Raw genomic sequence first — 25047 nt, forward strand, 5'->3', positions numbered from 1 at the left:
GGGTGCGCCCCCGCACCGGCGGGGCGCGGACCCTACGCCTCGGGGTCGGCCTTCGTGACCGAGGAGCCTCGCAGCACGAGCTCGGCCTCGACGACCGCGACCTCGGTGGCTCCGGTCCGGGTGCCGTCGATGCGTCCCAGCAGCATGTCGAGGGCCGCCTCCACTATGCGCCGACGTCCCGGCGAGACGGTGGTGAGCGGAGGCGAGGTGTGCTGGCTGAACCCGATGTCGTCGAAGCCCACGACGGCGATGTCCTCGGGAACCCGGAGGCCATGCGCGCTGATGGCGTGGATCACGCCCATCGCCATGTAGTCGTTGAACGCGAACACCCCGTCGACGGGGATGCCCGCGTCGAGGGTCTCGCTCATCACCCGGTAGCCCTCGCTGGGATCCCACCCGTTCGCGGCCAGCAGTCGCCGCGGGCTCACGTCGATCCCAGCCTCCCGGTGCGCCTCGAGGTATCCCGCGAGCCTCAGTCGGCCGGTCGGTCCGGTGACCGCCGCTGGAGGGAGTCCGACCGCGGCGATCTGCGTGCGTCCCGACTCCAGGAGGTGCGCGGTCGCGAGGCGCGCGCCACCCGCATCGTCCATGGCGACGCGGTCCACGGGCTCGCCGTGGCGGCCGCTGTGCGACGTGAGCGCGACCACCGGGACCGGCAGGCTCGTGAGGTCGACCCGGCCTGCCAGGTGGGTCGGGTCGACGAGGATGCCGTCGGTGATCATCGCGAGCTGGGCGAACACGTCCTGCACGCTGCGGGTGTCGCTCTCATCCGTGGGGTCGATGAGCACCGCGTATCCCCGGTCGCGGGCCGCCGTGAGCAGATCGTCGGCGAGCTCGGCGAAGTACGGCTGTGTCAGTCGTGGCAGCACGAGTGCGAGGGTGTTCGTGGAGCCGCGACGAAGGTTGCGGGCGATGAGGTTGGGGCGGTACCCGAGCGCCGCGATCGCGTCCTTGACGGCGCGTCGCGTCTCATCGCGCACATACGGCTGGTCGTTGACGACGTTGGACACCGTGCGCACGGACACGCCTGCGAACTGCGCCACATCGCGCATCGTGGCGGGGCGTCTCTGTCCCGGCATGGTTCCTCTCTCGGCGCCTGTGGCAGGGGCGGCCACGGCACTAGCGTCACCCGAAGTCTAGTGGTCGAGGGGGTGCGAGCACGACCCCTCCGCGTCGAATCCTTGCATCGTTACAGGCGCGTGATCGTCCCGGCGTGAAGGGACGCGCTGACCACGCCTGAGAACTGGGCTCAATCTCCGCCCATGGCGCCGATTAGCAGGAATGACAATCGTCGACGGTGCCCTCCTCCAAGCCCACGTCGCGCCGAGCCGCCTAGGCGTTGGAATGCACGTCGAGGGAGGGTGCGAATGCAACGTTGCATTGGGGAGTCTCGGGCTTCGCTTCGGGCCGCTGGCGGTGCGCGGGTCGGACCTCGACCACGCGATGCGGCTCTGGCGCGAGAGTGCCCCATCGTCGCACATCGACGGAGCGTCGCGACTCCGTGACAAGGGTGGTCCGAGCGCCATCCTCGAGAACTGCTCTACAACGTTGTAAGCAAATTGCGCCCGGCGGAGTCCGATTTGGACGATTCTGGGCGCCCGAAGCGGAGGTTGCCAGGCCCGGCTCGCGAAGCGCGCCAGGGTGTCACTCACGTCACACTCGAGCAGCGTCGTAAAAAGTACCTGCTAAATGCCGTGTCACATCGATGTAGACCGAATCGTGACATGACCTGACTTGACCCAGGCAGGTCGGTGTGTCACAGTTCCATCGTTGTAAATAACCCGGACGCCGGTGATCCACACCGGCAACGGCCAGCACAGAGGTCAAAGAGGACCCGCGGGAGCGGAACCGGCATCGCAGATGCAGCTCCCAGGGTCGGGCGGGGCCTCACTACCTATCAATGATGATCAGGGAGGAAAGAAGATGAGGAAGAACGTTCTGGCGGCTGGTGCAGTCGCCATGGCGGGCGCCCTGGCGCTCACCGCCTGCAGCTCCGGCGGAGCGGACGAGGGCACGGTCGTCGGCGACGGCGAGGGCGTCGAGCTCACGTTCATGTACCGCGGAAGCGACTACGACAAGGCTGCCTACGAGACCGCCATCACGGCGTTCACGGAGGAGACCGGCGCCACGGTGAAGATGATCATCACCGACGCAGACCAGTACAGCACCAAGCTTCAGGCCGCCATCGCCGGCGGCAACGTTCCCGACGTCTTCTACGTGGACCCCGCGAACATGATGGGCTACGTCTACGCTGACGTCCTCGCGGACCTGACCGACCTGGTCCCGCAGGAGACCGTCGACAACCTGTGGTCCTTCGGCGTCGACGCCTACCGCTTCAACGTCGAGACCGGCGCTCGCGGCCAGGAGGGCGACCCGTTCTATGCGCTGCCCAAGGACGTCGGCCCCTTCGCCTTCGGCTACAACACGGTGCTGTTCGACGAGGCCGGCCTGGACTACCCGGACCCGTCCGAGCCCATGACCTTCGACGAGTTCGTCGAGCTGTGCAAGGCGCTCACCCTCGACACCGACGGTGACGGCGAGCTCGACCAGTGGGGCACCGGCCTCAACGTGACCTGGAACTCGCAGGCCTTCATCTGGGGCGCCGGCGCGGACTGGATCTCCGACGACAAGAAGACCGTCACGGTCGACACCCCGGAGTTCGCCGAGGCGCTCCAGTGGTTCGCCGACCTGGGCCTGGTCGAGGGCGTGACGCCTTCGGTCGAGCAGGCGCAGACCCTCGACACCTACCAGCGCTGGATGGCCGGCGAGATCGGCTTCTTCCCGGTCGCCCCGTGGGACATCGCGACGTACAACGCGGTCGCCGAGGAGAACCCCGACGAGTTCGGCTACGCCATGATCCCCTACCCCGTCGCGAACGAGGGTGACGACTGGTCGACCTGGCTCGGCTCGCTCGGCATCGGTGTCTCGGCTCAGTCCGAGAACGTCGAGCTCGCCGCGAAGCTCGCCGAGTACCTCTCGACCGACCTGGACGCGCAGAAGACCCTGGCCGCCGGCCAGATCCAGATCCCGAACCTCATCGACTACGCCGAGGGTGACTGGATCACGACCGACGCCACCGAGACCGGCTGGCCCGAGAACTCGCAGATCTTCCTCGACATCGCGATGGAGAAGGGCCGTCCGCTCCCGGCGACCTACACCTACACCCCGGAGTGGTACGACAACTTCTGGATCGGCATCGAGAACGTCGTGGACAACGGCTCCGTGACCGCCGAGGACTTCCTCGCGGACAAGCAGGAGGAGATGCAGAAGCTCCTCGACCAGTCGTGGACCTCGGCCGAGGCCGCCAAGGCCCAGGGCTAAGCAGCACTGAAGCGAAGGTGGGGGCCGCCGCCACGGCGGCGGCCCCCGCTCTCGCGAGAACGTTAAGGACAGATCATGGAAACTTCAGCTCCCACCGCTGAGACCAGCGTGTGGTCCAAGGAGGACCGGAAGGCCTCCCGCAAGGCCAACGCCAAGCTTCACCGCAAGGAGTACGGGTGGGCCGCGGCCTTCATGGCGGCTCCGGTCATCGGCTGGGTGGTCTTCCTCCTGTTCCCGATGGCGTTCTCGATCTACGCGTCGTTCACCAACTGGAACGGCATCGGCAACATGACCTTCATCGGTCTCGACAACTACACGAGGCTGCTGCAGGACCAGTACTTCTGGAAGGCGCTGTACAACACCGTCTTCTACATGATCGGCATCCCGATCGGCCTCGCGCTCTCGCTGCTGCTCGCGCTCGCGCTGAGCCGCAAGATCCGCGGCCGCACGTTCTTCCGCACCGTCTACTACATCCCGGTCATCTCGTCGCTCGCCGCGATCGCGATCCTGTGGCAGTGGGCCTACAACGGCGACTTCGGCCTCGTGAACCAGGCGCTCGCGCTCGTCGGCATCGAGGGCCCGAACTGGCTCGCCGATCCGGTGTGGGCCAAGCCTGCGATCATCATCATGACCGTCTGGAAGGGCCTCGGCTACTCGATGCTCCTCTACTTGGCCGCCGTGCAGGCAGTGCCGCGCTCGCTGTACGAGGCCGCCGCTCTTGACGGCGCCAACGGCTGGAAGCGCTTCACGAAGATCACGTGGCCCATGGTGCGCCCCGTCACCTTCTTCCTCGTCGTGACCAACATCATCGGTGGATCCATGATCTTCACCGAGATCAACATCATGACCTCGACCGGTGGTCCGTCGTTCAGCACGGCCTCGCTGGTCTGGTACGTCTGGAACCAGGCGTTCCGCAACCTGAGCATGGGCTACGCGACCGCGATGGCGCTCGTGCTCGGCATCCTCGTCCTGATCGTCACGGCCATCCAGTTCCGGATGAACGCCAAGAACGACTTCTCGATCGACTGAGGCAAAGGAGAATCACGATGAGCCTCAACTCGAACACGGCCACAGCGGCCTCCGGCGCGCTCGCCAACGCAGGTGAGCCGGACCGGATCGACGACAACCCGGCCCCCAAGCTCAAGCGCAGCGGTCTCTTCAAGAAGTCGGGCGCGACGCAGGAGAGCCCCCTCGTCAACATGGTCCTCACGGTCGTGCTGTCGCTGGGCGCGATCGTCATGGCCGCCCCGCTGGTGTGGATGGTGTCCACGTCGCTCAAGACGAAGGACGCGGTCTACTCGCTGCCGCCGCAGTGGATCCCTGACCCCTGGATGTGGGACACCTACGCGCGCGTCTTCGACGACACCTACGTCCTGTCCGGCATCAAGAACTCGCTGATCGTCGCCGTCACGGTGACCGTGGTCGGCACGGTGTTCTCATCCCTCGCCGCGTTCGCGCTCGCGAAGATGAGGCTGCCCGGCAAGAACGCGATCTTCATCATGCTGCTGTCCGGCATGATGGTGCCGTTCCCGACCCTGATGATCCCGCAGTTCGTGCTCTTCTCGAAGCTCGGCTGGGTCGACACCCTGCTCCCGCTGATCGTGCCGGTCATCCTCGGCAACGTCATCATGATCTTCTTCCTCCGCCAGTACCTGCACAACGTGCCGGACTCGCTGGTCGAGGCCGCGAAGATCGACGGCGCCTCGTACTGGAAGATCTTCTGGACCATGATCTTCCCGCTCATCCGTCCCGCGGTCGCCGCGCAGTTCATCCTGTGGTTCATGGCGGTGTGGAACGACTACCTCGCGCCGATCATCTACCTGAACTCGCCTGAGAAGCAGACCCTCCAGGTCGTCATCGCGAACATGAACGTCCAGTACGCGACGCAGCGCGACTACCCGCTCATCATGGGCGCCTCGGTGGTCTCGGTGATCCCGATCCTGATCGTCTTCCTGATCTTCCAGCGGCAGATCATCGAGTCGATCGCCCTGACCGGGTCGAAGACCTGACATGAGCAACGACCAGCTTGCGGGCCCGGCGATCGCCGGGCCCGCGGGCCTTTCACGGCCCGAACCGTCCACGTGGGGCGCGCGCAACGCGCACGACCCGACCGCGGTGCGCGACTCCGACGGCGTGTACTGGCTCTTCTCGACCGACGCCGACGCGGACGGCCCCCTGCGGGCCTCCGGCGCCCAGATCCGCCGGTCCGCAGACCTGGTGAGCTGGGAGTTCGTGGGCTGCGCGCTCGACGGCGTGCCCGGCCCCGCGAGGGACTGGGCGAGCGCCGAGGGTCTCTGGGCCCCCGACGTCGTCCCCGTCGAGACCGCCGCCGGAACCGAGTGGCGCATGTACTACTCGGCGTCGTCGTTCGGCTCCCGCACCTCAGCGATCGGCCTGGCCGTCGCGCCGCATCCGAGCGGCCCGTGGGAGGACCGCGGCATCGTGGTCGCAACCGAGCACGACCGCGACGGCCACAACGCTATCGACGCCCAGCTGGTCGTCGACGGCGACCGGCACCACATGGTCTACGGCTCGTTCTTCGGTGGGCTGCACATCCTCGAGATCGACCCGGCGACCGGCTTCGCGCTCACGGCGCCGGCACCCGGCGAGCCCGCCGCGGATCTCGGCACGCTCATCGCGCGACGACCGAAGTCGGTCGACACCGCGATCGAGGGGCCGTACATCGTCCCCCGACCCGGGGGTGGCTGGGCCCTGATCGTGTCGTACGACTCGCTCGTCAACACGTATCACGTGCGCGTCGCCGTCTCCGATGACCTCTACGGGCCCTACGTGGATCCGGCCGGCCGCGAGATGACCGACCTGGACGCCGACCCGCTCGAGGTGGGGCTGGCCGTGCTCGCGAGCCACCGTCTCGAGGGCGCCGAGCGCGGGATCCTCGCGCCGGGGCACGCGTCGGTGCTCACGGAGGAGACCCACCAGGTGCTCATCCACCACACCCGCTTCGCGGAGACCCCGACCCAGCATGAGGTGCAGGCGCGGCGTCTCGTCTGGACGCACGAGGGTTGGCCCCTCGTCTCCGTCCAGCCGTGGGCGGGCGCGCATGAGGACGACGACGAGTCGACCTGGCCCGCGGACCTCGCCGCGTTGCGCGGCAAGTGGGAGATCGTGGACTGGAGCCTTCCGACGGAGGCCGTCCAGGAGTCGCGCCGCATCACCGTCATGGACGATGCGCTCGAGGGCCTGGTCGCTCACGGCCGCGGCCGCTTCACTCGCGAGGGCGACGCGCCCGTGGACGCCGTCGTGTTCCCCGCGTGGGACTCGGTGCGTCAGCAGGCCACGCTCTGCTTCGTCGCACGTGGGCCGAAGGGCACGGCGCTCGCCGGAACCAAGGTGGGATGATGGCTCTCGTGGACCAGCAAGGCAATCGAGCACAGCGGCGCGCGCGCAAGCGGCTGACGCCGCTCGAGGGCTCGCCGGTCGACGCCTCGGAGATCCCGGGCTGGTCCGGCCGGATCATGGTGTGGCTGCGCGTCGCCGCGCAGCTCGTCGCGATCCAGCTCCTGCTCGTCGCCGGCACCGCGCTCGGCCTCGGCATCCTGGGGTTGGGGCCGGCCTCCGTCGCGGGTTCCACGCTGCTCAGGCGCATCGTCGACGGTGACCCGTCCGACTCGATCTGGACGGACTTCTGGGGCATCTACCGGGCCCAGTTCCGCAGGGCGGCCGCGGTGACAGCGCCGTTCATCCTCGTGATCGGCCTCTCGTGGTACGAGGTGCTGATCCTCCTGACGAACTCGGCCGGGACGATCGGAGCGATCCTCATCGGCGCGGTGCTCGCGGTCGGCGGCTACGCGGTCGCGTGCCTCGCCTACGCCCCGCACGTGCTGCGTCGGTACACGGATCCCGTGGGACCGTCGCTGCGCTTCGTGTCCGTGTCGGCGCTGCTGTCGCCGCTGACCGCCATCGGCTGCATCGTCACCACGGTGGCGTTGACGGTCATCGGCTTCAAGCTCCTGCCCGTCCTCGTGCTCGCCGGCCTGTCGATCCCGCTCCTGATGACCGGGCTCCTCGTGGACAGGTGGCTCGACAAGGTCGACGCGCGCGGGTCCGTGGCCTAGCGGGCCGAGGCCGTTCCCGCGTCGTAGAACTCCCTCCTACCTCCCCCTTTTCATCCGGTTTGCGAACCGCTAGGGTCGGAGCGAGCGGCGATTGCGTCCAAGGGAGGGCCGATGTTCGTGCGATGGGGCTGGGTTGCGGTCGCGTTGGGAACGCTGGCCCTCGGAGTGCTGCTCTTCTTCACACGGACCGCTCAATCGTGCGCGTCGGGAGGGTCCGACTCGTGCGGCGCGACGCCGGTCGACCAGCTCGGGACGGCCGTCATCGCGGTCGCGGTGTCTGCGGTGGTCCTGTACTCGCTCGGCCGGGCGTTCCGGGACCCGGACTGACGGCGCGCTACCAGCGCGCTCCCGCCGGCGTCACGCCTCGGTGGACTCGCGCGCGATCACCGAGTAGTCGGTGATGACGCGGCGGAACGGCTCGTCGTCACCCGCGATGCGCGACAGCAGCAGGTCCACGGCGGTCTCCGCGATCTGCTCACGACCGGGGGAGATCGTCGACAGCGAAGGCGCCGAGTACTGCGAGTCCTCGATGTCGTCGAAGCCGATCACCGCGATCTGGCCGGGGACGTCGATGCCGCGCGCGTGAAGCGTGCGCAGCGCGCCGAGCGCCATCGCGTCGTTGAGGCCGAAGATCGCGTCGACCTCGACGCCCGAGTCCAGCAGGGCCGCGGTGGAGTCCGCGCCGGTCTGGCGGTGCCACAGCCCGCCCTCGATGATGAGGTCGGTGTCGAGCGGGATCCCGTTGGCGGCGAGAGCCGCCTGGTAGCCGAGCATGCGCAGCGCGGCGGAGCCCATGGACTCGCCGTGGTGCGCACCGATCACGGCGATGCGTCGTCGTCCCTGGTCGATGAGGTGCTGCGTGGCCGCGCGCGCGGCGTCGACGTTGTTCATCGTGACGTGGTCCCAGTCGCCTCCGAAGATGCGCTCACCGAGGACGACGAGCGGGTAGTCGACCTTGAGAGCCTGGGCGTCGTCGGGGCCGAGCTCGAGGGGCGAGAAGATCAGGCCGTCCGTGAGCTGGCGACGGTCGGAGGTGAGGACGTCGAGCTCGTGCTGGCGGCCGCCGCTCGTCTGCTCGATGAGGACGACGATGCCGCGGGCCTCGGCCGCGCGGATGACCGAGTCGGCGAGCTCCGCGAAGTAGGGGAGCGAGAGCTCGGGCAGCGCGAGACCGATGATGCCGGTGCGGCCCTGGCGCAGGTGGCGGGCCGAGAAGTTCATGCGGTAGCCGAGCTTGTCGATCGCCTCCTCGACCTTGGCGCGCGTGGACGGACGGATATGCGGGTAGTCGTTGACCACGTTGGACACGGTCTTGATGCTGACGCCCGCCTCGAGCGCGACGTCGTTCATCGTGACGGTGCCGTTGGTGCCGGTGCCGGCCATCAGCGGCCCTCGTCCACGGGGATCCAGACACGCATCGCGCCCTGGCCGCGGTTCGCCCACCGCGCGTAGGGCACCGCGCGCAGGTCGAACTGCACCGGGTCCGGGTCCTTCGCCGCGACGTCCGTCAGTCGCAGGGACGTGCCCAGCGGCACGTGGGTGGCGGGCCTCACGACGCCGGTCGCGATCACGGTGGCACCGGCCCGGATGTCCTCCAGGGCGGGACCCACGCGGGGGGCCTCGGACGCGTCGATGCGCACGTCCTCGAGCACCACTCCCTCGGGGGCGTCGACGGTCTCGATGCAGTGCACGACGGGTCCGCGCTGGATCGCGACCGTGCCGCGGACGGCGTCGACGCGGGGGTGCGGCACCATCAGCTCGGCCGGCATGGGAAGGTCCAGCACGACGGTCGAGCCGTCGTGCACCGAGGCGCGCACGTAGCCGTCCTCGTCGGCGGTCGCGGCCGAGGTTGAGCCGTCGACCGTGAGCGTCGCATCGTGCGACCAGGCGGGGACGCGAAGCGCGAGAGACTCGAGCGGGCCCGAGACCTCGACGGTGATGCGTCCGTCCCACGGGTAGTCGGTCGTGACCTTCAGCGTCGTCGCGCCGAGGCGGACCTCGCCCGCCGCGTACAGGTGCAGGCGCGCGTCGGTCTCGGTGCCGGTCGCGACGTAGGCGCCGAGCGACGCCACCAGGCGCGCGAGGTTCGGCGGGCAGCATGCGCATGCGAACCAGTCGAGGCGCTCGGAGGGCTGGTACTCGCTCGAGCCGTCGTGGTCGGAGCGCAGCTGGAGCGGGTTCGAGTAGAGGAAGCGCGTGCCGTCGAGCGAGGTGGACGACGCGATGCCGTTGTACAGCGCGCGCTCCATCGCGTCGGCGTGCTTGGCCCGGCCGGTGGCCAGCAGCATGCGCCAGTTCCAGTGCAGCGAGCTGATCGAGGCGCACGTCTCGGCGTAGGAGCGGTCCGGCGGGAGCTCGAACGGGTCGCCGAAGGACTCGTCCTTGTGGCGCGAGCCCATGCCGCCGGTGATGTACTCCTTGGTGCCGTGCGCCGAGGCCCACAGGTCCTCGAGGACGTCGGCGAGCTCCGCATCGTCCGTCTCCGCGGCGACGTCGGCGATGCCGGCGGCCAGGTACAGCTGGCGGACGGCGTGGCCCGCGGCCTCGCGAGCCTCGCGCACGGGCAGGTGATCCTGGTGGTAGACGGACTCGAACGGTCCCTGGCCGAGCGCGCCGTGGCCGCGACGCTCGAGCATCGCCACGGTCGCGTCCAGGTACTTCTTCTCACCGGTGTGACGGTAGAGCTCGACGAGCGCGGTCTCGATCTCGGGGTGGCCGCCGTAGCCGTCGGGGCGCTCGCAGTCGGGGCCGAAGAGCTCGACCGCGAGGTCGGCGAAGCGGCGCGCGACCTCGAGCAGGTCGTCGTTGCCGGTCGCGCGCGAGCGGGCGACGGCGGCCTGGACAAGGTGGCCGAGCACGTAGAGCTCGTGGCCCCAGCGCATGTCCTCCCACGGTCCCTGGAACTTGCCGGACTGGACGTGGGAGTAGAGGTAGCCGTTCGGCTCCTGGACCTTGTTCAGCAGCGCGATGGCGTCGCGGGTGAACTGCTCCCAGGGCTGGTCGTCGGGGACGCGCGCGGCCTCCCAGGCGATGGCCTCGAGGGTCTTGTGCAGGTCGGAGTCGGCGAAGTTGAAGCCGCGGTAGTCCGCGTCGGACTCGCCCACGAGGCGGCGGAGGTTGTCCATGACGCCCGAGGTCTCGAGGCGCTCCACGACGTGCGGGATGGTCGCCTCGCGATTGAGGCGCTGCCAGGCTCCCAGCTCGCCTGTCGCGTCGAGCGTGGTCGCGCCGATGGCGAGCGGGGTGAGGTCTGCGGCGGAGGCCGCACGCGCGGCGGGTGCCACCAGGGGTGCTGAAGCGGTGTCCATGACGTCCTTGTCCTGACTCGAACCGTGACTTTCTATCGATGTAAATCTACAGCACGAACGCCGATCCGCCTATTCACGGGCGACCCGCGGGTCCGGGAGGAGCGCGGCGAGGACCCCGAGCCCGGCACCGACCACGGTGTCCACCAGGCGCTCCGGGGCGATCACGGAGCCCGACAGCCCGCTCGCTGACGACACGAGCAGCAGGACGAGCGGGGTGATCAGAGTCAGCGCGAGAGCGTAGTGCCGCACCACGATCAGCTCGATGGCCATCTGGAGCGCCCCGAGCAGGAGCGCGATGCCCACGGGGCCGAGCGGCAGGAGCGACAGGAGCGCGAAGACGCCCACGCCGACGACGGTGCCGACCACGCGGTGGAGACCGCGGGACAGGACGGCGTGCCGGCGCGCTCGGATGCCGACGACGGCGACGCCAGCGCACACGGTCCAGTAGGCGTGCTCGGGGTTGAGCAGCGCGAAGCCCAGGATCGTGCCGACGAGTCCGACGGCCGCGACGCGGATCGCGACCCCGGCGGCCTCAGGCGTCCACACCGGACCGGGCACGAGCTCGCGGTACGGGGTGGGGCGGATCCTGTGGCGGCGTTTGACGAGCGGGAAGGACGCGGCGCCCCACGCGAAGAGCACGCCCGTCGCCATGCATGCGAGATACAGGCCCGGCTCGACGTTGCGGACCCCGTCGACCTCCGCGGTGATGTGCGACGCGGCGCCGTAGACGAGCACGAAGAAGATCGGGCCGGGCGGTCCCAGGGCGAAGGCCTGGGTGCCGATGCCGGCGAGCGCCGTGACCGCGATGAGCCCGATCGCCGTCGCGAGCGGGGCCGCCGCCGTCGCGGTGCCCAGCGCGGCCGAGGCGAGCAGCATCGCGCCGATCACGGGCACGAACCTGGCCCGGTCGATGTGCTTCGCGCCCGCGAGGTACAGCGCCGCGAAGGCGCCCGTGCCGGCGAGGAAGCCGAGCTGGGGGTCCCCGAGCGCGGTCGCGATGAGGATCGGCGCCGCGAGCGTGAAGCCGGCCTGGAGGCCGAGCGGCCAGCGACGATGCGGGGCCTGGTTCACGTCGCCGAGGCTGCGGATCGCGCGGGTCGCAGCGGCCGTCAGCCTGCGGTGCGGCGCGTCCGGGTTGCCGCCTGCGATCGTCATCCGAGCCCTTCCCTCAGCCGCCGTACGGAATTCTCGCCGTACGCAACCATGGTGCCCGATCCGCGAAGCCACTCGGTGCCATCCCCGGCGTCGTGCGGCGACGGCGACCGCCGCGTCGTCCTGCCGACCGTCGCGTCGTCCTGGCGACTACCGCATCGTCCTGTCGGCGCGAAGAGCGCCCACGTTGCGCTGGAACAGGATGATCCACGTGTAGACGAGCACCCCCGCCACGAGCTCGACCGTGGTGAGCGGGTACACGCCGATCGCGAACAGCGCCGCCTGCAGGAAGATGAACGCGACGAACCCCCACCCGATGGGCAGGAATGCGCGAGAGATGCCGGGCACCCACGCGCGGAGCCGGATCGTGAGGACCGCGAACGCGATCGCCATGCCGCTCGCGACGAACGTGTGGATCCAGAAGTGCGTGTCGACGTGGAAGACGCCGACCAGGCCGAGGAACACGCCGACGACGATCATCGTGATCCTCACGCGGAGCGTGCCGCCGGGGCCCGCCGTCGGGATGTCGCGGGTCGCGACGCGCGCGAGCACCGACAGCAGGAATCCCGAGACGAGGATCGTGAGGTTGAAGGCGAGCGCGGAGACGTCGTGCGTGATGCCGAGCGAGCTCAGGTTCAGCTTCCACCAGTCAGGGTCGCTCGCCGTGAGCGCGCTCGCGAGCACGCCCAGGACCAGGAACACCGCGAGCACGATCGCGAGCAGCTGCGGGTCCATGTTGACGGCGGACAGGAACGCGACGTACGCCGACACCGCCCCGGTCGCGCCGGCGAGCACGATCGCCGCGAGCGGGTAGACGGTCGCGTCGATGAAGGCGTGCGACATGAGGACCGCGACCAGCGTCCAGCTGAGCAGCGCGATGACGCCGTGAGCGATCGCGAGGGCGACGACGTCGAGCACGTCGAGCACACTGTCGATGCGCGGTCGCCCCTGCAGGTGCAGGACGTAGCGACCGCCAGCGAAGGCGAGCATCGCGGTGACGGCTGAGGACATCGCGGCGCACTGGCCGACGGAGCCCGGGCCTGAGATCGGAGACGCGCTGAACCCGAGGATGAGGAGCGCCGCGACCGCGACCGCGCCGAACGCCACCGCGCCCAGCCAGGTCGCGGCGAGCTCGAGCGACGTGTTGACCCGGTCGTGGAGCGGGGACAGCGGGGCGGCCGCGTCGGCGCCGCCGTCCTGCGCGTCGGAGGAGCGGTCCGTCATGCGTCCTCCTCGCTCACAGTCCCTCGCTTCGGAGCGTACAGGGGAGGGCGGGGGATGTGCAGGGACGATGCGGTGGTCACGAGCCTCGACGCGGACGATGCGCGGTCGCCGGGGAACGACGAAGCCCGCCTCGCGAACTCGCGAGGCGGGCTTCCTCAGTGGCGGTGACGGTGGGATTTGAACCCACGGTACGGGGGTACCGTACACAGCATTTCGAGTGCTGCACCTTCGGCCGCTCGGACACGTCACCGCGAAAGAGGATACCGGTCGTTCACCTGAAAGACCTAATCGGGAGCTCGCGGCCTAGGCGGGCCCTCCTGTCGAGGCCCGGATCCGGAGCGTGGGCGGCACCAGGATCTCCTCGCCTTCGCTTTCGCGCGTGCCCTCGATGCGCTCGAGGAGCAGTCGGATCGCGGTGTCGACGATCTGGCGCATCCCGGGGTCGATCGTGGTGAGGGGCGGGGAGAGGTGGCTCGCCATCGCGATGTCGTCGAAGCCCGCGACCGCCACGTCGTCGGGCACCGCCGCGCCGCGGTCCTGAAGGGCGTGCAGCACCCCGACCGCGAGGAGGTCGTTCATCGCGAACACCGCGTCGAATGGCGCTCCGCGGCGGTCCAGCTCCTGCACGGCCTCGTAGCCGGAGCCCTGCGTCCACTCGAGGGTCCCGACGGCGAGTCCGTCGTCGGGCGTGACGCCGGCGGCGGCGTGCGCGCGCAGGTAGCCCTGGTACCTCGCCTCCCCGGTGAGGCCGTGGCGGGCGAATCCCGGTGCGGAGCCGATGACGGCGATGCGTCGCCTGCCGAGGCCGAGGAGGTGCTCGGTGGCCAGCTCGCTGCCCCTCGCATCGTCCATGGCGACGTGGTCGAACCCGGCGTCGACGCTGCGGGCGGTGAGCGCGACCATCGGGACCGGGCAGTCGTCGGCGGCGAGCGTGGTGCCGTCGAGGAAGGTGGGGCTGACGAGGATCCCGTCGGTCGACACGGCGAGGTCGCCGACGACGTCCGCGATCGCGTCCTCGCCGTCGGGCCCGAGCGTCTCGATGAGCACCTTGTACCCCGCGGTGCGCGCCGACGCGAACACGGCGTCGGCGAGCTCGGCGTAGTAGGGCTGCGAGAACTCGGGGAGGACGAGGCCGAGGGTGCGTGTGGAGCCCGATCGGAGGCTGCGCGCGCTGCGGTTGGGGCGGTAGCCGAGCACGGCGATCGCCTCCTCGACCTTCTCCCGCGTCGCGGTGCTCACGTAGTGGAAGTCGTTCACGACGTTCGACACGGTCCGCACCGAGACGCCCGCCTCGCGCGCGACGTCGCGCAGGGTCACTTGGCGGCGCGAGGGCATGGGCGTCCTTCCCGAGGGTGGCTCGTGCTCATGATGGTAGCGATCGTGCAACGAAGGCAAGCCGGGGTCCTCAGGGCATGTTGCAACGAACGCAAATCGGGCTTGCGGATTGTTGCAACGAATGCAAGTATCGAGACTGCCGAAGGTCGGTTCGGGTCGAGGCGGACCCGTCCAGGCGCCCGTGGTGACGCGCGGACGCACCCGTACCAGAGGCGAGGACCAGGCCCCGGCGCGGAGGTTGCGACCGAGGCCAAGGCGCCCGCGAATCCCCACCGTCGATGACGGCGGAGGATCCATGGGGCCATGTTGCAACGTTGCAACACCGCGAGTGGACGACGGCCCCGGACCGTCGTGGCCTCCCACGCGCTGCTCCAGTGCTCAACCCGGAAAGGAAGCGATCGACGATGAAGTTCACCGAAGGCTATTGGCGGGTCCGCGAGGGCTTCACCGCCCTGCACCCCCGGGTGATCCACGACGTCAGGGTCGCTCCCGACGGCCGGTCGATGACCGTCTTCGCGCCGACGAACCCGATCGAGCACCGGGGCATGACCCTGTCGAACCCCGAGTTCACGCTCTCGCTCGCCGCTCCCGCGGACGACGTGATCGCGGTGACGGTCGAGCACTTCACAGGACGACGCAGGGTCGGCCCGGACTTCGAGCTCGACGAGCCGGGCGCCTCCCGGGTCAGGGCGGACATGGACGATGCGTCCGTCACGTTCGCGTCCGGAGACCTCGAGCTCGTGCTCGACAGGGCGACGGCGCAGTTCGAGTTCCGTGGTCCCGACGGGCGCGTGCTCACGGGCTCGGGCTTCAAGGGGATCGGCTCGCTCGTCGGACCCGAGGGCGAGGAGTTCATCCACCAGCAGCTCTCGCTCGGCGTCGGCGAGACCGTGATCGGCCTCGGCGAGCGCTTCGGGCCCGTCGCGAAGAACGGCCAGGTCGTCGACATGTGGAACGACGACTCCGGCACCTCGTCGGATCGCTCCTACAAGAACATCCCCTTCTACCTCACGGAGAAGGGCTACGGGGTGTTCGTCGACCACCCGGAGGAGGCGTCCTTCGAGGTCGGCTCGGAGAAGGTCGGCCGCGTCCAGTTCAGCGTCCCGGGCCAGCGGCTCACCTACTACGTGATCCTGGGGCCCACCCCCAAGGAGGTGCTGACCCGCTACACGGCCCTCACCGGCCGCCCGCCGCGCCTCCCGCACTGGTCGTTCGGGCTCTGGCTCACCACGTCCTTCCTCACCGACTACGACGCCGAGACCGTGTCGGCCTTCATCGACGGCATGGCCGAGCGCGACATCCCGCTCGCGGCCTTCCACTACGACTGCTTCTGGATGCGCGAGTTCCAGTGGTGCGACTTCGAGTGGGACAGCCGCTACTTCCCGGACCCGGTCGCGCGCATCGCCGACCACCACGACAAGGGTGTGCGGGTGTGCCTGTGGATCAACCCCTACATCGGTGCGCGCTCCCCGCTGTTCGCCGAGGGGCAGGAGAAGGGCTACCTCCTGAGGCTCGCCGACGGCGGCGTCTACCAGACCGACTTCTGGCAGTCGGGCATGGGGCTCGTCGACTTCACGAACCCCGAGGCTCGCGAGTGGTACGCCGGCTACCTGGACAAGCTGCTCGATCAGGGCGTCGACGCGTTCAAGACCGACTTCGGCGAATCGGTGCCGACCAACGTCGTCTACCACGACGGCTCCGACCCGCAGCGGATGCACAACTACTACACGCACCTGTACAACCGCACCGTCCACGAGCTCATGGAGAGGCGCAAGGGCAAGGGAAACGCGGTCCTGTTCGCCCGGTCGGCCACCGCAGGCGGGCAGACGATGCCCGTCCACTGGGGCGGCGACTGCGAGGCCACCCACGTGGCCATGGCGGAGACCGTCCGCGGCGGCGTCTCCCTCGCATCGTCAGGCTTCGGCTACTGGGCCCACGACATCGGCGGCTTCGAGGGCAAGCCCTCGAACGACCTCTACAAGCGGTGGGTCGCCTTCGGTCTGCTGTCGAGCCACTCGAGGCTCCACGGCTCGCACTCGGTGCGCGTGCCGTGGGCCTTCGACGAGGAGGCCGTGGACGTGCTGCGCGAGTTCACGCACCTCAAGCTCAGCCTGCTTCCGACGCTCGCCATGATCGCGGAGGAGACCGTCACCCAGGGCGTGCCGATGATGCGGCACGCGATGCTCGAGTTCCCCGACGACCCGGGCGTCGCGCGCCTGGACCACCAGTACATGCTCGGCCCCGACCTGATGGTCGCGCCCGTGCTCACGCCCGACGGCAGCGTCGACTACTACCTGCCCGACGGCGGGTGGACGAACCTGCTGACCGGGGCGCGCGCGGAGCGTGGCTGGCAGCGCGAGGTCCACGACGTCCACTCGCTGCCGCTCATGGCGCGCGACGGAGCGGTGCTCGCCTTCCAGGACGGACGACGCGACACCGAGGGGAGCCTGCTCGAGGGGCTGCGCCTCAAGGTCTTCCCCGGATCCGACGGCACGCGCGTGCTCACGCTGCGCTCGGGCTTCGAGGAGGGCGCCGACGAGGCGGACGTCACGGTGACAGTCGACGGCGACACGATCACCGTTGCCGCGCCGAGCCTGCCCGCCGGCTGGACGCTCGACGTGGACGGCGTGGTCGTCGACTCCGCCGACGGCCGCGCGACCCTGACCCGAGCCGCGAGGGCCTGACGATGTACACGTTCACCTGGGGCTATGCGGGCGCCGAGCTCCGCATCGTCATCGCCGACGATGCGCCCGTCGCGATCGGCGTCTCCGACACCGTCGCCGGCCCGGCCGAGGCGAAGGCTCAGGCGCTCGTCGAGCTCGTCACCACCGACTCGGGCGTCATCTGCGCGAGCTCGAGCCACCGTCGCGGCGCGACGGGCGAGAGGCTCCGGTACATCGCGCACGAGGCGACCGAGGCGGAGCTCAGGATCGTGCAGCGCGAGGAGGGCGCGGGGCTCGAGGTCGCGACGGAGATCGTCGCGACGACGGGGTCGGGCACCTATCGCTGCCGCACCACGGTGACCAACCGCGGGGAGGCGCCGAGGATCCTCGAGGCGGTCTCATCGATCGGCCTGAGTGGGATCACGGGGCATCTCGGCACGATCGAGGCCACCCAGGTGTGGACCGCGCGGAACGAGCAGATGGCGGAGAACAGGTGGAGCGCGGAGGCGATGGCCGACCTGTTGCCGTACATCAACCCGCCGATCCACAGGCAGCCCGCGAGGGGCGTCGTCGAGCGCACCGGCGAGACCACCTGGCCGACGGGACGCTTCCAGCCGGCGGGGGTCCTCGAGGGTCCCGACGGCGCGCTCGCGTGGGAGATCGAGCACAACGGCCCGTGGCGCTGGGAGATCGGCTCGCTGTTCGAGCGCGAGGACTGGATGGGTCTGATCCTCATGGGTCCGACGGCGCTCCAGCACGGATGGTCTCAGGAGCTCGCTCCGGGTGAGTCGTTCGCGACCGTGCTCGCCACGTTCGCGCTCGGCTCCGATCTGACCGACGCGATCGGGCGCCTGACCGCGCACCGGCGGGCGGTCCACGGATCCCAGCCCGCCGACGCCTCGACCGCGCTCATCTACAACGACTACATGAACACGCTCATGGGCGACCCGACGACCGAGAAGCTCGAGCCGCTCATCGACGCGGTCGCCGCGGTCGGCGCGGACGTCTTCTGCATCGATGCCGGCTGGTACGACGAGGGCGGCGACTGGTGGCCGTCGGTCGGCCGCTGGGAGCCCTCGGTCAGCCGCTTCGGCGAGGGCGGCCTCGCGCGGCTCCTGGACCGCATCCGCGACCGTGGCATGCGGCCGGGGCTGTGGCTCGAGCCGGAGGCGGTCGGCGTGCGCTCGCCCGTCGCCGCCGAGCTGCCCGACAGCGCCTTCATGACGCGCGGGGGAGTGCGGATCGCCTCGCACGACCGCTACTTCCTCGACCTCACGGACGATGCGGCACGCGCCCACGTCGACGCGACGCTCGACAGGGTGATCGGCGAGTACGGGGCCGAGTACATCAAGTGGGACTACAACGTCACCCCGGGCGCCGGTCCCGACGCCGACGGCGTCTCGCCGGGAGCGGGACTGCTCGCGCACCATCGTGCGCTCCAGGACCTCGTCGCGCGCGCGAGGGAGCGTCATCCGCACGTGATCCTCGAGTCGTGCGCGTCGGGCGCGATGCGGCAGGACCGGGCGACCCTGGCGTTGTACGACCTGCAGTCGACCTCGGACCAGCAGGACGCGAGCCTCTATCCGCCGATCGCCGCGGGCGCGGGCATGGCCATGCCCCTCGAGCAGGCGGGCAACTGGGCGTATCCGCACTGGGAGATGACGGCCGAGGAGGTCGCCTTCACGCTCGTGACCGGGCTCGCGGGGCGGATGTACCTGTCGGGCTACCTCGACAGGTTCCCCGAGCGGTCGCGCGAGCTCGTCGCGCAGGCCGCAGCGGTCTACCGGGGCGTGATCAGACACCACGGCGAGTCGGTGCCGGTCTGGCCGCTCGGGCTGCCCGGATGGTCGGACGACGTGGTCGCGTCGGGGAGCCTCGCGTCCTCCGATGGCGTGACGCTCGTGTCCGTGTGGAGCCGCGCCGGCTCGAGCGCGGCGGACCTGTCGCTCCCGCACCTCGCGGGAGCCGACATCGAGGTGGTGCAGGCGTTCCCCGCGCCCGCGCCCGACATCAGCGCATGGACGACGACGTGGGACCCCGAGGCGGGCACGCTCGCGGTCTCAGGTATGGGAAGCATGGAGGCGCGGCTCTACGCGCTCAGGAAGGCAGGGGAATGATGACCGGACAGCTCGAGGTGTCCCGCGCGCGGAGCATCGCCGGGCCGGTGCGCCTGCGCGACGCCTTCGCGTACCGGCAGCGCCCGGTCGACCTCTCGGCCATCGCGCTCGACGCGTCGGACGAGCTCGGCCGGTGGCAGGACCTCAACGCGTCGGCGACCCTGCCGCACGTCGTCGCCCAGATGGAGACCAGCGGGGTGCTCGACAACCTCCGCAAGGCGATCGCGGGCGAGGGCGAGTTCGTCGGCCCGCCGTTCGCGGACTCCGACCTCTACAAGACGCTCGAGGCGGTCGCCTGGGAGACGGCGCGCTCGGGCGCGAACCCGTTCCCCGACTTCCTCAAGACCTCGATCGACCTGCTGTCGCGTGCCCAGCGCGAGGACGGCTACCTCAACAGCCACTTCCAGCTGCCCTCGACGCCGGAGCGGTGGAGCGACCTCAGGATGGGCCACGAGCTCTACTGCGCGGGGCACCTGATCCAGGCCGCGGTCGCGTGGAACCGCGCGAACGGCGACGACCGGCTGCTCACGATCGCCCGCCGCGTCGTCGACCACATCCTCGACGTGCTCGGCCCCGACGGACGCGTGGGCTTCCCCGGGCATCCCGAGATCGAGACGGCGCTCATGGAGCTCTACCGGGAGACCGGGGACGAGCGGTACCGCGAGCTCGCGGCCCTGTTCCTGGACCGACGCTCGCACCTGCCGATGAGTGGGCCCGCGGGGTTCTCCTCGGCGTACTACCAGAACGACGTCCCCGTGCTCGAGGCGACGACCGCGGTCGGCCACGCGGTGCGTCAGCTGTACCTGAGCACCGGCGTCGCGGACCTCGGCCTCGAGACCGGCGACCAGCGCACCCTGGACGCCGCGGTCCGCGTGTGGACGGACGCGATCGAGAACAAGACGTACCTCACGGGAGGCCAGGGGTCGCGTCACCGCGACGAGTCCTTCGGCGACGCCTACGAGCTGCCCCCGGAGCGTGCCTATGCGGAGACCTGCGCGGGCATCGCGAGCTTCATGCTGTCGTACCGGCTCCTGCTCGCGACGGACGATGCGCGCTACGCGTTCGAGATGGAGCGGGTCCTTCGCAACGGAGTCCTGTCGGGCGTCTCGCTCGACGGCGAGCACTTCTTCTACTCGAACCCCCTGCAGATGCGCACCGGCCACCAGGCGGACGCGGAGGACTCCCCGGCGGAGCGACTGTCCTGGTACGGGTGCGCGTGCTGCCCGCCCAATCTCGCGCGACTCGGCTCGTCGCTTGCGGCCTACGTCGCGACGCGCGACGAGCGCGGGCTCACCGTGCAGATCCCCGTCGCCGCGTCCTTCGACGTGAGCGGCGAGGGCTTCTCCGCACGCGTGTGCACCGAGACCGACGCGCCCTACGGCGGTCGCCTCGGAGCCGTGATCCAGGAGAGCTCCGGCACGTGGCGCCTGCGGCTGCGCGTGCCCGCAGGCGCCTCAGCGGTGGCCGCCACGGTGAACGGCGAGGCGGTTCCCGCCGACATCACGGGCTATGTGGAGATCGAACGCGAGTGGGTGCCAGGCGACAGCGTGATCGTGGAGGCGACGGTCCCCGTCCGTGCGGTCCACCCGCACCCGTACGTGGACGCCGTGCGCGGCACCCTCGCGATCACGAAGGGCCCGCTCGTGTACTGCCTCGAGACCGCCTCGGCGGAGCGAGAGGCGATCCTCGAGGACCTTCGCGTGACGGCCGATGGCGTCAGGGCCGCCGTGCCCGCGCCCGTGCCCGAGCTCGAGACGACGGGGCTGGTCCTGACGGCGCACGAGGTGAAGGCAGGCGACCTGCCGATGTACGGCGAGGAGCCCGCGCCGACCGCGAGCGAGCCCGTCCGGGTGACCGCGATCCCGTACGCCCGGTGGGCGAACCGCGGCCCGACGGCCATGAGGGTGTGGGTGCCCGAGCTCTAGGTGTCCGAGCTCGAGGCGTCTGAGCTCGAGGAGCCCGCCACCGCATCGTCCGGGAGCGGCGGAGGGTTGACGCTCGGACGGCCCGCCGGGCCGGGCGGGTGGATCAGCGCGGTGAGCACGGCGACGCCCGAGCCGACGAGCGTGTCGAGGATGCGCTCCCCGACGACGGCGGGCGTCCCGAAGTCGCCGACGGACGTGGTGACGATGATCAGCGCGAGGGGCGTGACCGCCGCGACCGCGATCGCGTAGTGCCGCGTGATGGTGAGCTCGGTGATGAACTGGAGCGCGCCGAGGATGAGGGCGAGCACCCACGGGTTCGGAGGAAGCGCGCCGACGCCCATGTAGATGAGCGCACCCACGACGGTTCCCACGGTGCGGTGGAGGCCCCGGTGCACCGCGATTCCACGCCCGGGGATGATGCCCACCACGACGACGCCGGCGGCCACGGTCCAGTACGCGCGTTCGGGGTCCGTGTAGAGCAGGCTCACGCCGGTGCACACCGTCGCCGTGATCGCGGTGCGGATCGCGAGGTCGCGCGCGCCACGATCCCACTCGGGCGGGGCGAGCAGCACCTTGAGGGGGCGGGGCGTGACCTGCCAGTGCACGCGCCGCACGAGCGGGACGATGCTCGCGACGACCGCGAACGCGCAGCCGGCGGCGACCCAGCCGACGAGATGGACGGCGTTCGCCCCCTCGGCCGTCGCGTGCGCGGACATGCCGTAGACGATGACGGGGAACAGCGGCCCCGGCGGGCCCAGGCGGTAGCCGTGGACGGCGGCGCCGACGGCGCTCGCGACCGCGATCAGCCCCAGCCCTGCGGCGAGGGGGTAGGGGCCGAGCAGGGCGCCGAGCACGGACGACGTCACGAGCACGAGCCCCGCGAGCGGGCGCAGGCGCAGCCGCTCGAGCCGGGGCAGGGCCGCGAAGTAGGGCACCGTGAACGCGCCGACGCACGCGAGCAGCCCCGCCTGGAAGTTGTCGGTGGCCGCGCCGATGAGCAGCGGCACCGTCATGACGACGGTCGCCTGGAGGGCGATCGGCCAGCGCGGCTGCCCGGGCGGGGCGACGGTGCCGAGCGTCGCGACCGCGCGCCGCATCCCGTCGGCCCAGATGTCGCGCCGACGCGCAGTCGCGTTCACCTGCGGGACTCGAAGAAGTCGCGCAGCACGTCGGCGCACTCGTCCCCGCGTACCCCCGCGACGACCTCGACCTTCGCGCCGACCCGCGCGTCGCGGACCACATCCCACTGGGAGCCCGTCGCGCCCGCCTTCTCGTCCCACGCGCCGAGGACGACGCGGGGGACGCGGGACTGGAGGACGGCTCCCGCGCACATGAGGCAGGGCTCGAGCGTGACGACGAGCGTGCAGCCGTCGAGCCGCCACGACCCACGCGAGGCAGCGGCCTCCCGCAGCGCGAGGATCTCCGCGTGCGCGCTGGGGTCGGCATCGGCCTCGCGACGGTTGCGGCCGACGCCGATCACCGCGCCGGTCTCGTCGAGCACGACGGCGCCCACGGGGACATCGCCCTGAGCGGCCGCCTCGCGCGCGAGCGACAGGGCGGCGTCCATCGCCGTTCCGTAGGCGTCGTCCTGAAGGCTGCTCATGGCGGCCACGGTAGCGCCCCACGCGCGGTCCGCGCTGGGTAGGCTGTCCCCCATGGAGCTGCACGTCGCGAATCACCCGCTCATCGACCACAAGGTCACGATCCTGCGGGACAAGGACACGACGTCGCCCGTGTTCCGGCTGCTCGTCGACGAGCTCGTGACGCTGCTCGCGTACGAGGCGACGCGCCACGTGCGCGTCGAGGAGCGCGAGGTCGAGACACCGCTGACGAAGACTGTCGGCATCCGGATCTCGGACCCGCAGCCCATCATCGTCCCGATCCTGCGCGCGGGGCTCGGCATGCTCGACGGCATGACGCGGCTCATGCCGAACGCCGAGGTCGGCTTCCTGGGCCTCAAGCGCGACGAGGAGACGCTCGAGGCGATCACCTACGCGAACCGCCTGCCCGACGACCTCACCGGTCGGCAGGTCTTCCTCATCGACCCGATGCTCGCCACCGGCGGATCGCTCATCATGGCGATCGACTACGTGCTCGAGCGCGGCGCCAAGGATGTCACCTGCGTGTGCCTGCTCGCCGCGCCCGAGGGCATCGAGAACGTGCGCGAGGCCGTGGGTGACCGCGCCAACGTCAACGTGGTCGTCGCGAAGGTCGATGAGAAGCTCAACGAGGTCGGCTACATCGTCCCTGGCCTCGGCGACGCGGGCGACCGCCTCTACGGCATCGTCGACCACTAGACCGGTCCTCCCGCCGGCTCTGACCGGCGTGTGAATCTGCCCACTTGCGGGGTTTCTTTTCACGACACGTGGAATACACTGAACGGGACGACCGTTGGTGTGCCCTGGAGGGGCCCGCGCGCACCGGGGCCGCCGGTCGCCCCCGCGACCGAAGTCCGCACCGTCCCCGCCCCGCCGCCACGACGACGTGGAACCACACACTCATCTTCTTCAGGAGTACTGCGTCCGCATGACCACCGACCTCAACGCGCCCCAGTGCGAGCCAGCCGTCGCATCGTCCACCGTCGCCTCGTCCACGGCCGGGCACGCTCACGATGAGCACCCCGGCGACGCGCTGTCGCGCGGGCGGCGCGGGATGCTCATCATCCTGCTGGGCGCGGCCGTCGCGCTCGGTCCCTTCACCGTCGACATGTACCTGCCGGCGTTCCCCGACGTCGCGGCGTCGCTCCACACCAGCGACGCGGCGATCCAGCTCACGCTGACCGCGACCATGATCGGCTTCGGTCTCGGTCAGCTCATCATCGGCCCGCTGTCCGACGCGGTCGGGCGCCGCTGGCCGCTGCTCATCGCGACCACCGTGCACGTGCTCGCGTCGATCTTCGTGATCTTCGCCAACGACGTCACGGGCGTCATGATCGGGCGCATCTTCCAGGGCCTCGGAGCGTCCGGCGCCGCCGTCGTGGCGATGGCGACCGTCCGCGACCTGTTCTCCGGGCAGAAGCTCATCCGCACGCTCGCCCGCATGGCGCTCGTCACGGGTCTCGCGCCCGTGCTCGCCCCCGTCGTCGGCGCTCAGGTGCTCCAGTTCGTCGAGTGGCGCGGCGTGTTCGCGGTCCTCGCCTGCTACGGCCTGATCGTCACCGTCGCCTCGGCCATCCTCCTGTGGGAGACCCTGCCCACCGAGGACCGCGGCACCTTCGACCGCCGCATCGTCCTGCGCCGCTACCGCGTCCTGCTGTCCGACGCCAAGTTCGTGGGCGTCCTCGTCGTGGGAGGCATGACCTTCGCCGCGCTGTTCTCGTACCTGTCCTCGGCGTCGTTCGTGCTGCAGGACCTCTACGGGCTCAGCTCGCAGCAGTTCGCGCTCGTGTTCGGCTCGAACTCCGTGGGACTTGTCTTCCTCAACCAGGTGGGCGCGCGCATGATGCGCCGCCACCCTCCCCGCACGGTGCTCACCGTCGGCGTGACCCTGCAGTCGTTCGGCGCGCTCGCGCTGCTCGCGACCGGTCTGATGGACCTCGGCCTCACCGGAGTGCTGGTGGGCCTGTTCCTCGCGGTCGCCCCGGTCGGACTGAACGGCCCCGCGATCCAGGTGCTCGCGCTCGCCGATCACCCGCACGAGGCCGGAACCGCGGCCTCCATGCTCGGGGCCTCCAACTTCGCCATCGCCGGGATGATCTCGCCGATCGTGGGGCTGCTCGGCATCTCGGTCGTGGCGATGGCCGCGGTGATGGTCGCGACGCTCATCGTCGCGCACGTGTGCCTGTGGCTCATCGTGCGTCCTGGTGTCAGTCGCGAGGTGCTCGTCTAGCCGCAGCGCACCGGGAGCCCGTGCGCGCCGGGGCCCCGCCCGCGTCAGCAGGTTCCAGATTCGCCTTACTGGCGACGTGTCACCGGGTTACCTTGGGG

General features: G+C 70.3%; 19 protein-coding genes and 1 tRNA gene. 11 read left to right on the forward strand and 9 right to left on the reverse strand.

The genetic code is table 11. From position 1 onward, the window contains the following. Nucleotides 1-32: 32 nt before the first annotated feature. Nucleotides 33-1079: a LacI family DNA-binding transcriptional regulator gene (locus AOP78_RS00505; RefSeq protein ID WP_083979621.1), complete on the reverse strand. Its 1047-nt coding sequence runs from the start codon at nt 1077-1079 to the stop codon at nt 33-35. An 844-nt stretch (nt 1080-1923) separates the two neighbouring features. On the opposite strand from AOP78_RS00505, the gene AOP78_RS00510 reads away from it, so the two are divergent. The 6 genes from AOP78_RS00510 (at nt 1924) to AOP78_RS00535 (ending at nt 7724) form a co-directional block, all read left to right on the forward strand. Continuing rightward, nucleotides 1924-3321, forward strand: coding sequence for an ABC transporter substrate-binding protein (locus AOP78_RS00510; protein WP_062200383.1), 1398 nt, complete (start codon nt 1924-1926; stop codon nt 3319-3321). Nucleotides 3322-3396: 75 nt separating this feature from the next. Next, nucleotides 3397-4350, forward strand: coding sequence for a carbohydrate ABC transporter permease (locus AOP78_RS00515; protein ID WP_062200386.1), 954 nt, complete (start codon nt 3397-3399; stop codon nt 4348-4350). 17 nt (nt 4351-4367) lie between these two features. Further along, nucleotides 4368-5330, forward strand: a complete 963-nt coding sequence (locus tag AOP78_RS00520) for a carbohydrate ABC transporter permease (protein ID WP_201774735.1) — start codon at nt 4368-4370, stop codon at nt 5328-5330. A gap of 1 nt (nt 5331) precedes the next feature. Further along, on the forward strand, nt 5332-6681 hold the full coding sequence (locus AOP78_RS00525) for an arabinan endo-1,5-alpha-L-arabinosidase (protein ID WP_062200389.1): 1350 nt from the start codon (nt 5332-5334) through the stop codon (nt 6679-6681). Further along, entirely contained in the window at nt 6681-7397 is a 717-nt protein-coding gene (locus AOP78_RS00530) for a YesL family protein (RefSeq protein ID WP_062200392.1), read from the forward strand. Before AOP78_RS00525 ends, AOP78_RS00530 begins: the two co-directional genes overlap by 1 nt. Before the next feature lie 111 nt (nt 7398-7508). Continuing rightward, complete coding sequence (locus tag AOP78_RS00535; protein ID WP_062200396.1) at nt 7509-7724, forward strand: hypothetical protein; 216 nt, start codon at nt 7509-7511, stop codon at nt 7722-7724. Between the two features lie 30 nt (nt 7725-7754). Here the strand turns inward: AOP78_RS00535 and AOP78_RS00540 are convergent, their stop codons facing one another. The 6 genes from AOP78_RS00540 to AOP78_RS00565 form a co-directional block, all read right to left on the reverse strand. Beyond that, nucleotides 7755-8780 carry a LacI family DNA-binding transcriptional regulator gene (locus AOP78_RS00540; protein WP_083979625.1) on the reverse strand — a complete coding sequence of 342 codons (1026 nt, stop codon included), beginning with the start codon at nt 8778-8780 and terminating at the stop codon, nt 7755-7757. Further along, nucleotides 8780-10705: a glycoside hydrolase family 127 protein gene (locus AOP78_RS00545; protein WP_062200400.1), complete on the reverse strand. Its 1926-nt coding sequence runs from the start codon at nt 10703-10705 to the stop codon at nt 8780-8782. The genes AOP78_RS00540 and AOP78_RS00545 overlap by 1 nt, the downstream gene beginning before the upstream one ends. Before the next feature lie 69 nt (nt 10706-10774). Further along, the gene (locus AOP78_RS00550; RefSeq protein WP_062200402.1) at nt 10775-11860 is read right to left on the reverse strand and encodes an FUSC family protein; all 1086 of its coding nucleotides are present in this window, start codon (nt 11858-11860) and stop codon (nt 10775-10777) included. 147 nt (nt 11861-12007) lie between these two features. After that, complete coding sequence (locus AOP78_RS00555; RefSeq protein WP_062200405.1) at nt 12008-13081, reverse strand: DUF998 domain-containing protein; 1074 nt, start codon at nt 13079-13081, stop codon at nt 12008-12010. Nucleotides 13082-13240: 159 nt separating this feature from the next. Then, nucleotides 13241-13331, reverse strand: a tRNA-Ser gene (locus AOP78_RS00560). Nucleotides 13332-13384: 53 nt separating this feature from the next. Continuing rightward, nucleotides 13385-14416 carry a LacI family DNA-binding transcriptional regulator gene (locus AOP78_RS00565; protein ID WP_160297573.1) on the reverse strand — a complete coding sequence of 344 codons (1032 nt, stop codon included), beginning with the start codon at nt 14414-14416 and terminating at the stop codon, nt 13385-13387. A gap of 404 nt (nt 14417-14820) precedes the next feature. Between AOP78_RS00565 and yicI the strand changes: the two genes are divergently transcribed. From yicI to AOP78_RS00580, 3 genes are read left to right on the forward strand one after another with little or no spacing between them, the layout of a single operon-like run. Continuing rightward, nucleotides 14821-17100 carry an alpha-xylosidase gene (gene yicI / locus AOP78_RS00570; RefSeq protein ID WP_062200413.1) on the forward strand — a complete coding sequence of 760 codons (2280 nt, stop codon included), beginning with the start codon at nt 14821-14823 and terminating at the stop codon, nt 17098-17100. Nucleotides 17101-17102: 2 nt separating this feature from the next. Beyond that, nucleotides 17103-19196 (forward strand): glycoside hydrolase family 36 protein, encoded by a 2094-nt coding sequence (locus AOP78_RS00575; protein WP_062200416.1) that lies wholly within the window; start codon nt 17103-17105, stop codon nt 19194-19196. Further along, nucleotides 19193-21121 carry a glycoside hydrolase family 127 protein gene (locus AOP78_RS00580; protein ID WP_160297574.1) on the forward strand — a complete coding sequence of 643 codons (1929 nt, stop codon included), beginning with the start codon at nt 19193-19195 and terminating at the stop codon, nt 21119-21121. Before AOP78_RS00575 ends, AOP78_RS00580 begins: the two co-directional genes overlap by 4 nt. Here AOP78_RS00580 and AOP78_RS00585 read toward each other — a convergent pair. After that, nucleotides 21118-22260 carry an FUSC family protein gene (locus tag AOP78_RS00585; RefSeq protein WP_062200419.1) on the reverse strand — a complete coding sequence of 381 codons (1143 nt, stop codon included), beginning with the start codon at nt 22258-22260 and terminating at the stop codon, nt 21118-21120. The two genes, AOP78_RS00580 and AOP78_RS00585, sit on opposite strands and share 4 nt — an antisense overlap. Beyond that, the gene (locus AOP78_RS00590) at nt 22257-22724 is read right to left on the reverse strand and encodes a nucleoside deaminase (RefSeq protein ID WP_236685249.1); all 468 of its coding nucleotides are present in this window, start codon (nt 22722-22724) and stop codon (nt 22257-22259) included. The genes AOP78_RS00585 and AOP78_RS00590 overlap by 4 nt, the downstream gene beginning before the upstream one ends. Nucleotides 22725-22776: 52 nt before the next feature. Here AOP78_RS00590 and upp point away from each other — a divergent pair, with 52 nt between their 5' ends. Further along, nucleotides 22777-23418 (forward strand): uracil phosphoribosyltransferase, encoded by a 642-nt coding sequence (gene upp, locus AOP78_RS00595; RefSeq protein ID WP_062200422.1) that lies wholly within the window; start codon nt 22777-22779, stop codon nt 23416-23418. 229 nt (nt 23419-23647) lie between these two features. Then, entirely contained in the window at nt 23648-24949 is a 1302-nt protein-coding gene (locus tag AOP78_RS00600) for a multidrug effflux MFS transporter (protein ID WP_083979629.1), read from the forward strand. Nucleotides 24950-25047: the final 98 nt, after the last annotated feature.

The sequence above is a fragment of the Demequina salsinemoris genome (genome assembly GCF_000974805.1).
In the GTDB taxonomy this organism is placed as follows: Bacteria; Actinomycetota; Actinomycetes; order Actinomycetales; family Demequinaceae; genus Demequina; species Demequina salsinemoris.

Coding starts and splice junctions, on each gene's coding strand:
- AOP78_RS00565 (WP_160297573.1), bottom strand. CDS start 14,416: ATGCCCTCGCGCCGCCAAGTGACCCTGCGCGACGTCGCGCGCGAGGCG.
- AOP78_RS00580 (WP_160297574.1), top strand. CDS start 19,193: ATGATGACCGGACAGCTCGAGGTGTCCCGCGCGCGGAGCATCGCCGGG.
- AOP78_RS00510 (WP_062200383.1), top strand. CDS start 1,924: ATGAGGAAGAACGTTCTGGCGGCTGGTGCAGTCGCCATGGCGGGCGCC.
- yicI (WP_062200413.1), top strand. CDS start 14,821: ATGAAGTTCACCGAAGGCTATTGGCGGGTCCGCGAGGGCTTCACCGCC.
- AOP78_RS00555 (WP_062200405.1), bottom strand. CDS start 13,081: ATGACGGACCGCTCCTCCGACGCGCAGGACGGCGGCGCCGACGCGGCC.
- upp (WP_062200422.1), top strand. CDS start 22,777: ATGGAGCTGCACGTCGCGAATCACCCGCTCATCGACCACAAGGTCACG.
- AOP78_RS00525 (WP_062200389.1), top strand. CDS start 5,332: ATGAGCAACGACCAGCTTGCGGGCCCGGCGATCGCCGGGCCCGCGGGC.
- AOP78_RS00505 (WP_083979621.1), bottom strand. CDS start 1,079: ATGCCGGGACAGAGACGCCCCGCCACGATGCGCGATGTGGCGCAGTTC.
- AOP78_RS00600 (WP_083979629.1), top strand. CDS start 23,648: ATGACCACCGACCTCAACGCGCCCCAGTGCGAGCCAGCCGTCGCATCG.
- AOP78_RS00545 (WP_062200400.1), bottom strand. CDS start 10,705: ATGGACACCGCTTCAGCACCCCTGGTGGCACCCGCCGCGCGTGCGGCC.
- AOP78_RS00520 (WP_201774735.1), top strand. CDS start 4,368: ATGAGCCTCAACTCGAACACGGCCACAGCGGCCTCCGGCGCGCTCGCC.
- AOP78_RS00590 (WP_236685249.1), bottom strand. CDS start 22,724: ATGAGCAGCCTTCAGGACGACGCCTACGGAACGGCGATGGACGCCGCC.
- AOP78_RS00535 (WP_062200396.1), top strand. CDS start 7,509: ATGTTCGTGCGATGGGGCTGGGTTGCGGTCGCGTTGGGAACGCTGGCC.
- AOP78_RS00550 (WP_062200402.1), bottom strand. CDS start 11,860: ATGACGATCGCAGGCGGCAACCCGGACGCGCCGCACCGCAGGCTGACG.
- AOP78_RS00515 (WP_062200386.1), top strand. CDS start 3,397: ATGGAAACTTCAGCTCCCACCGCTGAGACCAGCGTGTGGTCCAAGGAG.
- AOP78_RS00530 (WP_062200392.1), top strand. CDS start 6,681: ATGGCTCTCGTGGACCAGCAAGGCAATCGAGCACAGCGGCGCGCGCGC.
- AOP78_RS00575 (WP_062200416.1), top strand. CDS start 17,103: ATGTACACGTTCACCTGGGGCTATGCGGGCGCCGAGCTCCGCATCGTC.
- AOP78_RS00540 (WP_083979625.1), bottom strand. CDS start 8,780: ATGGCCGGCACCGGCACCAACGGCACCGTCACGATGAACGACGTCGCG.